The sequence below is a fragment of the Paenibacillus sp. FSL E2-0201 genome, from assembly GCF_037963325.1.
Classification (GTDB): Bacteria; Bacillota; Bacilli; order Paenibacillales; family Paenibacillaceae; genus Paenibacillus_AQ.
In genome coordinates this window covers 770,848-784,736 of the sequence record NZ_CP150154.1, presented here as the reverse complement: position 1 = coordinate 784,736, position 13,889 = coordinate 770,848, and the positions used below count along the sequence as shown (strand labels likewise).

Here is a 13,889-nt window from a genome sequence, read left to right as displayed (position 1 = left end):
TGTCACATGGACAGTCCAAAAGTAAATTATGGCTCCCACACCTATGTGCTCTTGTGTTTGGCTTCATGGACACGCCTTTATGTTAGAGAACCGAAAAAGCCTACCCTTTAATTATTTCAATTTGATATATTGTAACAAATCCTTCAATTACTAACTAATTGACTTCAATCGAATTTGTAACAGCTCTAAGCAAACTTCTTTCTGTCCTTCAGGTAAACTTTCAAACATTGAAACTACAGCCTCTACTTGAAGTGAGTTAAGTCTATTCTTAACCTCATTAGCTATTGACTGATGTTTTTTTCTTGCTCGTTCCTCCAAATATTCCGGTAAAAACTCTGTTTCTTTAAGCCATTTAATACAATCACTAGAGCTGTATTCCTCGATCACCTCATGAGACAATGATAAATATTTTGTCATCCATCTTCCTTCAAGTTCATCTAAATCTTCAAATTTTGCTTTCTTATAGTCATCAACTACATCATCAATAACAATTTCATCCGTTCGACTTTGCCACTTATTTTTTAAGTTTTCTAGTTCAATTGAAATCTCATTTCTGTTTCTAAGATTGAATTTTTCTAAGCTGTCAAAATCATTTAGAACATCTTGGGTATAATCACCAATTACTTCAATCCCATCCCTATCAACCGGACGAAGTGACTTTTGTAAAAGATATCTGATATCTTTTGTTAGATCTCTACATTCCTTTAACGTTTTTAAGTCTGCCGCTTTATCATATATTGTTGTTATTTGAGCATTAATTACTTCTATTACATTATCCAAAACACTGATTTTCTGATTAAGTTTCGTAGTATATTCTTTTTTATCATAATCAGTTATTATTTTGTTTCCATTGATATAATCCTTTATCGTTTCAGCCTCTTTTTTCCATGACAACAGTTGCTCATAGTTGGTATATTGATCAGGCTTACACACTTCAATAAACTTAATCAGTGATTCTTTTGCAATTTGCAAATTTTTAATCATATCCAAATTATCTAAGATTAAATTCAATCTCGTTTGCGCTAACATTGAAAGATTAGAATATCCAATTTCCTTGAGATCAGATATGATATGGCTTAACCACTTCTCAAAAGCTGTGACTTGAGCAATGCTTTCACATTTCACTTTTGAAGCCCATTCAGTAAAGTTTTCTTCGATGAATTTCCTCGCATTAGCTTCAAGTTTTTCAAACTCATCAAGATGTTCTTGGTTGTACACATATCTACTGCTTTCTTCTATTATTGTATGACTATTTTTACATGCAATGACTACTGATATAATCTCCTTATAACTTGATTCCTTCATGCCGACTGAAAGCTGATGTTTTTTCTCTCCAATAAAGCGAGTTAGCCTTTGATTCAATCTTATTCCTTCGGATAAAATAAGCTTTGTCGAATCTACTTTATCCTTTAGTTCGTCTGGCACATCCTCTTCTCTTTCTAACCTTTCTAGTTCTTCCAAAAATGCTGGACATTTTGTGATATCATTATTCCGCTCTATCTTAGTGCATAACGCCAAATATCTCCCTAAGTAAGCATCAATATTGACCTTTGCAAAGTAGGTCTGTTCTAGTAATTTATAGTCGATTCCTTTATCACCAAAGACCTCGTTTGCCCAGTCATTAGATTTAACTTTTTCATTCCCTACACTTACTTTGATCTCTGCTCCTTTAAATGCAACATACACCGCTATTAAGAGAGCCAATGAAAAATCATTGAAACCATAAGGGGGCTTTAAATATCCTTCAAAAATATCTTTACACGATAAATTTCCTTTTGATTGAATGGTATTATCTAATTCTTCAAAAACAAACCTAACTTTTGGATTCGTTGGTGAAACAAACTGTATTTTATCATTTAAATTTGAGATAACTCCCCACGAACCAGGATGGTTACCAAAAAGTGTTGAGTCAATCCTGTTTCTCAAATCCTTACTTTGCGCCTGCAGCCATTGATAATTAATAAGTCCAGATAATACATTTCTCCCCATTGTTATCAATAACTTTTTTGCTGCGCTTATGTTTTTGTTTTTGAATCCCTCAAAAGGGAACGGTACAATACGCTTATAAATCTCATCAAAGATGCTATCACAATAATGTGTTAGCCTTTTCTCCAAGATCGTAATACCATCTCCAGTTACTCTTTCTCTTCTTGTTTGTAGTGAACTAAATTGCTGTTGTAGAGCCACCTCTGTTTTTTCAATAAAGCTCACTGTGAAGCGTGCATACTTTGCTTTTTCTTCTTCTGTCAAATGATAAATTATATGGTAGTCTATTAAAGAAGAATAAAATTGATTTCCTGAATCATTAAGAAGCATTATAACAATTGGTTTTGTTTCTATATGCTTGCCTTTTAGTATATTAAATACTCTATCAAGTTCTTCCGTTTGACAATCATCGTTTATATATATCCAAATAACTTTCCCTTTTGCTTTTTCTGCAGAGGTACTTTGCTGCCAATCTTTGATTTGAAGATCAATATATTTGTCGGTAAATGATGAAATCCCCGCAATATCTTGAATAAATTGCCATTCATTGGTGCTAATGAGATGTTTCGAAGAAAATGCCGTTGCTATAGGAGAGAGATCTACAAGTCTCTTAAGATCTTCATCGTTAAGCAATAAATTAATATCGACTTTAGTAGAACTTCTTTTCTTAGAGATAAATCTTTTGAAATCATTTGCTCCAGTCGCATCCTCGATAAAATCAAATGTACCCGCAGCTTCATCAAAACCTATTATTCCATAATCATCCTCAAGCACAATAAGTGAAGCATTAATCTTAGATTCATCCAGTCCAGTGGCATAGAAAACTCCCCTAACTACATCCTCGATTGTTTTCGTCTTAAATCGGCCGATTTTCAATATCAAAATAGCGGCTAATACATCACTCTCATTTTGAGAAAGTTTATCGGCATATTTTCTGAATAGTGAATTATATTGGATACAATATTCACTTTGCTGTCTACCTTCTTCTTCTGCCAAAAGAAGTTCTTTAAAAAAGTCTGTTTTTATTAAATTAATAGGATAAATATAGGGCAAGCTTCCTAGTTCTTGAATTTCTTTATTGATAAACTTATCAAATTCAGAACTTAAAAATGATAATGAAGATCTCTGTTGAAGCCAACTCGACAAATTCGCTAACACCCATGTTGTTAAAGGATGTAATGGATAGTTTCCTTCCATTATTACCTTTTTGAAAACTTCCCAATTACGCCATACACCATGCTGTCTTGAGTTAGGAATCCATTCTAGTAGATCCGTATGAAAAATTCTCCAACGGTTCATTTCACTTTCTTTATTTTGATTTTGAACAATTAGTTTATCAAATAAAACTCTGTCTTTCTTTTCAAGTAGGTTCGCAAATATTGTTTCTAGATTTGAGGATAAATGAATTTTATCACTAGATTCATAACGGCCTACATATCTTTGGATATTTGAAGAATTATTTACACGGGCTAAATATGTTTTCAAATCAGCTTGAATTAAACCAACAAATATAATTTGCCGATCATTATTTTGTATAGCTTCAAAGACCTGCTGAATAGCTGATTCACCAGCTCTTGTTGGATATTCAGAAGCAAATTCGATATAACGTCCAAACTCATCAAATAATATGAGGATTTTATTAAAATATCCCCTGTCCCCGCAGACAGCCTCATTTAATTTAGAAAGAATGTCCCCTGCCGAAATCCCGTCATCCCATCTTATGTAATTGTTATTTATGGATTTATACACTTCATTTACAAGTTCGAAAATATCGGGATCAGTATCTAGATTATTTAGGATATATTCCTTTAATTGCTCAGAAACTATCCCTCTTGATTCAGCAATAGCAGAAAATTGTTCATGTAATAACTCAAAATTCCTTTCTACAAAATGAATGGCTATCTCGTATGACCTAGTAATAGATTTTAAGAATTCATCGTCTACTCCGTGGGCCCTAAGTGATTTCCTCGCGGCAGATAGTAATTCATAATTAAAGTTAAAATCTCTCATCCCATTCAATACAATTACTAAATTCGGTTTATTTAATGTAATATCTAAGTTTTTTGCTGATTCTTTTGAAGATAGCCCTATATTATTAATTATTCTTTTAGTTAACTTCTCAGAACCCGGCTCCATTCCAAAAATAGTGGCCAAAGTTAATGCAAGATGCGACTTACCAGTTCCATACCCAGCAATAGCTAAAACCAAAGGATTGCTTTCATCGTCTTGATACAATTTTCTTCCTATATACTCGGTAAATGAACATGTATCGATCAGTTCATGCCCCTTAAATTGTATGTCTTCTTTGGTTACTCCGAAATACTCGGGACCATGGAAAACAAAACATTCAGCGGGTTTAGATCTTTTTTGCTCATCATAGTACCAATCCGCTTGAACTGCACCCTCGAAAAAAAGATCACGTCTAAAGTTAAGAAGTTCTGAAATAGTTACCATAAATTCCCCACCTATAATAGCATACTGTATATCTTAAGTTGAATTTCTGAAGCCTTTGAATTTTTAATTATGATCAAAGGGTTAAGTTGCCTATTAATAGATACTATCCCAGCATCAGCTAGCAAATCTAGTACATCCAATGTTGTTTTCTTGTCCCACAGATATGCATGATTCCAACCAAGATTATTTGAAATCTCATCCAAAGATAATTCAGTTCGTTCTCCAAATACTTGTTCCCAATCTTCAAGCAATGTATAGGCATATAAAAATTGATAGGACCTAACAATTTGCTGTTTACTAAATATCCAACTATCCGTTGTTAAGGTTAAAAAGCTAAGTGTTGAAAGAGCCGATTTTTCCTGCAAATAACTTGTTCTAAAAGGCGATAAATTAATTTTCTTAGTTCCAAAATGCCTTTCAAGAGCGGAAATCATATTCACTGAGCTGATTTCCGCACCGTAAACTGGCACACAGGATCGAAAAATATAACTCCATAAAGCAGCACCAAATACCTTCGATGTCAAAAAATAATGGGTAAGTAATTCGGTTAGGGGCTCTAACATATAAGGATCCTCTTTTTTAACCAAGTCCCCTAATGCAGTCCTACTCAATAAATATTTAGAGTCATTGACTGAACTATTTATAAGCCCCATATGTTCAGCATATTTAATGTGTGGCACCACTTTCCCTGATCTTACCCCAGTAGGTATGTTTGTTTGCTCAAATATTTCCTCTTTAGTTAACGTACTAGAACCTTCTGAAATCGAAATAATTTTTATTAAATGCTCTTTTTCCGGAGCAAATGTTTGGTGAAAGTTTAAATTAACTGACTTTGTCATAATATCCTATCCTTTAGACTAGTAATCTTAACAACTCTTGGCTTTGCTTTTTCCAACCGGTCATTTTTTAAAGCGTATCCTACAACAACGCATTCACCTTTACTCAATTTAGACAAAGTAATTTTCCAGTCTTTTGCTTTCACCTTGTCCGCTTCAATTGTGCTAGCCGTATCGCTTAGATCTTGTTCCGGCGGGGCAAAGTAAATCTTTTGTGATGCCTGTTGTAATCTTTGGACACCACCCTTTTTTAGTTTTTCATTCATAAATTGTGTAGCAAACCATCCTGACCAGCCGAACTTTCTACCTTCAGTAAGTATCATAGCCGCAGGAGAAGTATCACTATGATCCAAATTTTGCGCTTCATCAAGTACCACTAGAAAAGGCAACTCTTTCTTTCCATTTTTAACATTATAATACCAGCTATCCCATAAAATAAACTCTGTTATCAAGACCTGAACATCTCGCGTAAAGCCGGATAACTGAACGATAAAAACGGTTCCTTTTTCCTTTCTAAGATCACCCCAATCTTTAGTATTTTCAGAATCAAACGGTTCTCTATCAACTAATGCTGAAATTTTAGACAAGACTGTTTTAGCATTCGATATATCATTAGATATCAATTCAAGTTCTTTACGCAGATATTCAAGATTCATTTTATCTTTGTACTTTGCTAAACCATTCTTAGTTGCTTGGTATATGGCACTAGCTTGTTGGTCACCAAAACCGTACACGGACTGCAACACACTTCTAATCCGTTCTGCAACATCAACATCCTTCTGTGGAGTTTTTATACCAGCAATCTCAATCTCATGTTTTTTGAATGGGTTGATTGGAAAAGGAATATGGTAAACAGGAAATTGAACAATATTTCCACCCAGAAACTCTTTAAATTCAGGTTCGAGTTTTGCTTCGGTAAAACCATCTGTATAATCAAATATGACATTAGAAATACCATTTTTAGCCAATTCAAGTAACATGCATTGAATACCATAGGTCTTACCCTGTCCGGAATTTCCCGAGACAAGAATGTGACGATTTGGAAGGTCTCCATGGCCATATTCCCAATAAACTTTTTCTTTTGTTTTAATATCTTCACCAATCAAAACACGTACCTGACTCATATCCACCTTTCCCTCCGAATTATATGAAGGGCTATCAGTTGACGTATCAGCATCATGCACAATATTAGTATTACTTGCTTGATCAACTTTTTCATACGATTCATCTTTTGGTGTTTTAGTTTGAACAGTTGAGTAAGCTTGATATTCTTCTTCCTCTTTATGAATAACTGTAGGAGAAATGACCGGTTCTACTTTCAAACCTGTTCTATTTTCATATTCATCGGTGAATGTATCTGATTCTAGGGTATCATTTTCTTCTTCATCTTTTATATCTACAAATTCAAATGTCTTATTTTGCATATAATAGGGCAGCAACATCTTTTGTATGAATAATTGTCCAAAAGAATAATGTTCACCTATGATTTCATTATTGGTCCCAAGAACTATGGAATCTATCCCAATATTTTCTTCGTTGTAATCCAACCAATAGGTTAATAACTTCACATCCCAATTAATAGTGAATTTTCCATCTATAACCCTCTGTAAGGCATTAGTGAAATTCACATAATCTTGAGAATTGTCTGGGAGGTTAATTTTCGAAAAAACCAGTGCTCTATATAATTGTGCAAACCAATATCTTTTCTCAATTGAATTTGAATCAGGGTTCCACAAATCTCTTAACACGTTCAATCCACTATCTAATTGTAGCTTCGCATTGTCTATGTGAGCAGTACTTGAACTCCCTAGTTTACACTCAATAAGTGTAGCTTTAATTGTAATAACTTCTTCATCGAGTGCGTTCTTTTCAACTTGAAAGAACAAAAAATCTGGTCTTTTCGTGTCCTTACCTTTAAACCAATGGGGGTATGAATCTAAATGAATCAAACTACTAAGCAATGTGTTCTCATTATTATCCTCAATCTTTAAGAACTTAACAGTAAGAACATATGCAAGAAAATCATGTATTTTATAATCGCTCGGATTTAATGCTTTTAGCAAACAAGCACCATCTAAAGTACCTGATACACTAGTACAGTACTCCGCTGATTTAACTAGTTCCTCATTTGTCCATGTTGGGAATTTATGATGTAATCTTTTATATAATTTTTTTGTAATATCATGCTGTATCTTTTCTTTTGCAGATGTTGTCACATTTAACTCACCAAATGGACCCTCACCCGTGGAAAAACTAATAATACGATTATTCTTTAATTTAATTAAATCTTTATCGATCCCTGGATCCATGCAAACAACCCAATTAGCTTTTTCATGAATTACATTTAGCAGCATTTCAGACTCACTACTTAATTCTAACTCCTTAACCACTCTATACGTATCCTTCGGTGTAAAAGGATTTTCTAGTTGTTGAATAATTTGAGAATGATATAAACTCGCTTCAAATTGGGTCTGAGAAATCGTTGATTTTCTATGAACTGAAGTTTTTGATACCGGTAATGGATAGAAAACCATTGGGAATCTCGTAGACTTAAAGTCTGTGCTTTTATTGGCTTTATCAAAATCTATAGACTTAATTGCCAGAACATTTTGAATGAAAGCTATATCAGCGTCGTCAACTATATCACTTAGATGCTTTTCCAATTGTTTTTTTTCGAGGTCATACACTTTAAAAAATGTTTTAATTTCAACATTATCATCTTCGGAAAAGAAGTTATCTAACCAATACCTCAAATAATTTGTCCCATTTACTTTTAATGTAGGGACTAGAATTTGCAATTTAATCTTTATTTTATAGCTTTTTAGTACTTGAACAACTTCATGAACTCCGGCAATTATCGGTTGTAGTTCTGTCGGATTAATAAAGGTTATTTTGACACCGTCAATATGGGAAGGAAATGTCTCCAAATAATTAAAAATTGAAGTTTTAATAATATTTGAAACCGGGCTAGAACGCATAAATTCTTTTACACTAAAGTCCTCATCCAGAACAATCTCACTATTAAGAAGATTTACTGAAGAAAATGAGTTACTCCTAGCCCCACTATTCCCGTATAGTGCAAAATATCCAAAAACATTTTTTGTAGTTAGAAATTCCTTATTTTCCGTCGAGATTAGCATATCCGTTCCTGACGTAATCGTTGATAATTGTTCTAGTCTTGAAAAGTAATCTTCAACAGAAGTCTTATTAGAGTTCTGGTCATCAATAATATCCTTAAATAATTCTTGTGCTCCTTCTCTCAAATAAAGCATTTGTGCCTGTATTTTTTCTAACATTACCGGATGAAAAGGCGCAATTAAAGCTCCAGTTATTCCCTTATAATTCACACCATTTTCCAAGGAATCCGATATTATAAATGAGTTTATTAATAAGTGAATCACATTGTTCACTTGTGATGAAAAGTTATTATTGGCTAACCATTTAAAAAGAGTAGTATATTCGTCAATAAAGTTTATACTAGTATTTTTATGATGGCCATTAAAACTACCAAAGAACCCATGGTTCATTATTTCCTCAGAGAATTCCTTATATTTATAACCCATTATTCGTACTTTATCTATTAATTCTGAGTTTTCACCGTAATGCAATTTAGTTTCCAACGCTTTAACTATGTTTGTATTAAAATTAAAACCCATACTATCTAATAATGGAAAAAACTCTTCCTCACTGGATGAGTTAAGTAGATCATATATTCTCTTATGTGTTATGAAAGGAATATAACTGGAAGAATCCTGGTAATTCTCATTGTCATATTGATCAAATAATGTTGAAAAAGTATACAGCCATGGTGAACTCGGTGGAAATTCCCATATATATTCAAAACTTTTTTTCTGACTTTCAGAAACCAGCGAAATAGCTAATCGTGAACTTGAAAACTTCTTGTTTTGTGCCGCCTTTTTAATTAAACCGTTACTAATAAAATCATGAATACTGGAAATCTCGAAGGGATTAAAACTTTTCCATTTAAAATTTATCTCTTCTCCTTGAACATTTAACCAGGCTTCATTACAAATAAAATCTAATATGCCGTCTGAAAAGAGACAAACCTGGTTCCAAGACCTTTGTAAATCATCTTCATTTGCGCAATTTGCCAAGCTTATATCAGACAATTGTATTTCAATTGAAGATAAAGATGACTTATCGTTGAAATCCTTAAGGGAATTTAGAAATGATTTTGTAAGTGACTCTAGAGGGTTCCCATGAACTTTAGGAGTTTTCTGGGAAGGTGGAGAACCTCCAACTTTAATCTGCATTATTTTGTCTATAAGTACAAAGTCACATCGACACAATAGTTCACGGTTTTCGGAAATGTTAACTCCCTTTATATAATCTATGGCTACTTTCTTGAAATGCTCGTAGTTATCGAATGGAAAGAAATTCTCGTCAGTTAAATCACTGAGCTGCTCTTGCTCAAATTGCTCAAACTGCTTCAAATACTTTGCGAATTTACTCTCTGTCAATCCATCTTTAAAATCCTGTCTATTTTTATATTTTACAGATTTTTCTATAATATTACTTTTAGTTCTGCCGTTACTTATGTCCAAAATTGTTGGCACTAACTTATTATCTTTTATGTTTGGCAAACCCCAATCAATGAAATGCCTCGAAAATAAACACTCCAATAGTTCCTCTGAAGTAGTTATATCTAGTTTCTCTAGTCCCTCAACTATAGTGCTAATTTTTAAATAGTCTTTTTCAACATGTCTGAAAAGCATATTAAAGTATTTATTTATAGCATGAAGCTCCAAGTCACTCAAATCCGGTAAAATGGATAGGAACCAGCTACTAACCTTATTCTCGATATGTGTTTCCATTTCATACGGTGAAAGAGAGAAAAAATCAGCTAGACCTCCTCTGTCTTCTACCGATTCAGTCCCCATCATAAATAATACAGATTTATCTTCTATAGATTTGTTACGCCAATTTGTCATATGATTATCAATATCTACAAAATTTAACTCCTTTAACTTTTCCAAAGAATTTTGTAAGCCTGAATCATTAATCGAAGAAAAGTCGCGATATTTACCATATGATAACTTAGCTATAAATGGGATGTTTTTCTCTTTAAAATGGTTTTCAAAATACGAGGATACACTTACATATATTTTCGGATGGGGAAAATTATCTAGTCGTATTATCTTGGTTGAATTAGTATCAAAATTTATGCTGTTCTGTACTAATTTTATCAATTCATGTATATAGTACTTCATACTATTCGATCCTCCTAAAAGGATTTTCTACGATACTAGTTGAATCAGACAAGTCTCGTAAAAATCCACATTTCTTCAACAGATCTTGAAACGCATGTTTATTAAATTCAAAATCGGAGAAATTCAGTTCAGTTTCTCCGATTTGCAGGGAATGATCAAGCATTTCTTGCGGGCCAATTATAATGTAGTAATGCTTATAAATTTCCTTTAAAAAAGTCGTCAAAGAGACTTTTTTTCCTGGGGGGATAATCGAAAGAACTAGAAATTTAACAAGATTCTCAGATAGAGAAAAGCGCATTCCCGCTCCCTTGGGAGGTATAACTAAATCAATGTCTTTTCCCATTTTTCTAAATAATTTATGGGAACTTTCAGTAGCTTCGTTTATTAACTTGACATCTGACTTTCCAGATTTTTTTTTGTCACTTATTGCGTCTAATTTAGTATGAAGAACTGCTAATAAATCATCCTCACATGAGTTATATGATGCTATTGATCTTTTTCGAATTTCTCCTTGCTGACTACCTTTTAAATCGACTATCCAAACTGGGTACGAATCTTTTCCATTAAGTTCTAAATGTGCTTGCTCGTGCATCATTCTTAATACCTGAAGAATGATGCCAGTCGCCAAGATCTCTATTTTTTGAAATGGATCAATGTTTGACTGCAAAAACAAGAGTAATTCACTCACCGAATATTTCGCTCTTCGTTCATAGCCAGCTGGAACCCATTCGCAAGTTTTTACTATAGGATTCTGTTCAAAAACGACATATTTCTCCCATTGTCTCTGTATCCAGTTTGATAAGTGCGAAAACTGTGGGAACGAACTTAATAAATTACGAAGACCCAATTCTAATTCTGATTTTTTATCAGGTGTTTGAATCAGTCCCTGTAAAATATGCAGGAAATATACTTCCCCACTTCTAGCCATAAAGTAATGACCATTTACTTCAAATTTATAGTCAGCATCCTTGGAGGTTATATCGAACTTAAGATTGACCCTATCTTTATTGCGTCCCATAGTTTCTGTGAAAATCACTTCTGGGCAGATAGGTAATAATGATTGAACAAACCAGGACCTATTTCTGATTATTGCATTAAATCCATAAAACAAATCCTGTATAACATTCAACACTTCCGCTTCATCAAAATTATCAGATTCTACATTTATCTTCTTTTCAATTAAATTACATATTTCATAATAGGCATCTTTATCTACTTGATACTTATTTTCGTTTTTGCTTCTTTCAAAGAAAACAAAACGCTTTAGCCCCATACGATTAACCGCAAAATATTGTAATCGATCAGAACTATTTTGGAGCAGATCGAGATCTGGAAAAGCATTATCATAACCTTTTTGAGTCCCCACTCCTTTTTGAGAAACAAAAATTAAAAGGAACTCGAGTAAATACTCGTGTAATGTCTGATCCTCATGAATACGTAAACCATAAACATGATTTGCAAGACTTTCTCTTTCTAAATCCCGACTTATATTAGGAAACACCATTGTTTTATACACCCTTTACATATCATGTACGAATATTTCGTCGTTTGTAAGTTCCAAATAAATGATTTCAGTACCAGAGATCGTATTTATTAATAAGTGTACCGTTTCTGTGTCTGAATACCTATAAGATTCCATTAACGCCGCGCGTAATCGGTCGATCCCGTGGGATAACGCCGGGTTTAGCTGAGTCGCGATTGAGCCCTGAGCTAATCGGTCAAAGTACTCCAATAAGGGGAGGGTCACTTCGAACTCTTCTTTCATGTTTGTAAAACCTAAATACATTTGATAATTGCGAAAATCATCATCTACTAGACCTTTAACTTTTTTTTGTTCCAATTTCAGATGACTCAAATCCACTTCTCCCTGTATTAATTGAACACTTTGAATGTTTTCATTATTTCGTTTGAGTGTTAAAAACAACTTTTTCTCGTTTCGCGGTGGAACTCCTACAAGCAATCTATACAAACCTTCAAATATTAAATTAGACAATCTTCTTTTTTGTAAATTGTTATATTCTAAATTTCGATACTCTAGAAACATTGGGAACACTGGACTATATAAATCTTGTATCAATAAATTAAAGCGCTCAGAATCAATATTACTGAAGAAAAAGAAAAACCGTCTAAAGGACCTTCTTAATTGAATTGAATTCATCGATGCAGTAGAACCGATATCGGAGTCAACACTTCTTTTTATATACTTCTTATAAGTAAGTTCTAGTAGATTTTGTTGCTCTTCTGCAAAGTCACTGAAATCGTTTTGAACAAACAATTTATAATCTTGCGAAATACATATCGAATCTAGATTCAGTTTATTTAACTCCCTTATAGCTCTTATTTGCTTCGCATCAGGGATTTCTTTAATACCCTTAAAACCAAAAAATAAGTTTGAAAAATTATAATTGAATAAAGCGTCTCTATTAACAGATAATTTATTTACTTGATTACAATTTAAATTACCTGTTATAGCAAAGGAAAGGTGAGATAAAATTTGCCGAATAGTCAGACGGCTGTCGTTTTCATACAACCACCTATAATAATTCTGTATAAATTCTATCACTCTATTTTTATGTCTGTTGTTAGTCAGGTTTTTGTAGTTATTATAAATAGGACATACAGCTTGATTTACACAACTAGAGCAATTCCCCTCCCAAAGATCGGCGGCTAATATCTTTTCCAGAATTTGTTTGATGATTCCTACATTATCTATCCGAGCAATATTTATGACAGTAAACGAGTACTCACCTAATTTAATTTTTTTTTCATCATTCTGATCCAGACTTTCCAGGAGTGTCATCTCCACATCAATAGCATCAACTTCGGGTTGATTGGTAAATAATTTTTCAAAAGTATTAATTAAGGGGCCCGTATTTGAAACTAAAATCGCCGACTTCCCCTCTTTTGGAGCACTTAATGCGGAACTAAGTAAGTTAAGTTGTTCATCTGAGTTTAACTCACTCATATCCTTGACATAAAATATTCCTCGATTATGACTGTTTTTAACAAAGTCATATTTTTTCAATGCCTTTTTAGGCTCTAAGAGACCGAGCGACTTTAACACTTGTATAAGCAAAGAGGTTTTTCCATCACCGGCATGACCTGTTAAAATAATTGTCTGGGGGTTTTGCTCAGTCACCATTTCAGTAAGTTTGGTACCGATATTACGCTCAACCATAACTTTTTCATAATATTCATTCAGAACCTGTGATTCCGCAAGAGCGTTTTCGTTATTTGAGCTTGCATTGTTCAATGTATTTAAATAATCTACAAACGGATTTATCATTATTTACAATTCTCCTCAATTGGTGAAATGATCCGATCTTTACCAGCCATAGATAAAAATGCCTAAATAATAAATTCGACATATAGTTCCAAATCC

Annotated in this window: 5 protein-coding genes; all 5 read right to left on the bottom strand. The window is 33.3% G+C overall.

Annotated features, from left to right (window positions below):
• Nucleotides 1-150: 150 nt before the first annotated feature.
• Genes NSU15_RS03455 through NSU15_RS03435 form a run of 5 tightly spaced genes read right to left on the bottom strand, consistent with a single transcriptional unit; the run spans nt 151 to nt 13,793 of the window.
• Nucleotides 151-4,440, bottom strand: coding sequence for a hypothetical protein (locus NSU15_RS03455; RefSeq protein ID WP_339289193.1), 4,290 nt, complete (start codon nt 4,438-4,440; stop codon nt 151-153).
• Between the two features lie 11 nt (nt 4,441-4,451).
• A complete protein-coding gene (locus NSU15_RS03450; RefSeq protein WP_339289192.1) occupies nt 4,452-5,279 on the bottom strand; it encodes a hypothetical protein in 828 nt (275 codons plus the stop codon).
• Nucleotides 5,276-10,507, bottom strand: a complete 5,232-nt coding sequence (locus NSU15_RS03445; protein ID WP_339289190.1) for a DUF87 domain-containing protein — start codon at nt 10,505-10,507, stop codon at nt 5,276-5,278. Before NSU15_RS03445 ends, NSU15_RS03450 begins: the two co-directional genes overlap by 4 nt.
• 1 nt (nt 10,508) lies before the next feature.
• On the bottom strand, nt 10,509-12,011 hold the full coding sequence (locus NSU15_RS03440; RefSeq protein WP_339289188.1) for a hypothetical protein: 1,503 nt from the start codon (nt 12,009-12,011) through the stop codon (nt 10,509-10,511).
• 15 nt (nt 12,012-12,026) lie between these two features.
• The gene (locus NSU15_RS03435) at nt 12,027-13,793 is read right to left on the bottom strand and encodes a hypothetical protein (protein ID WP_339289187.1); all 1,767 of its coding nucleotides are present in this window, start codon (nt 13,791-13,793) and stop codon (nt 12,027-12,029) included.
• Between the last annotated feature and the right edge of the window lie 96 nt (nt 13,794-13,889).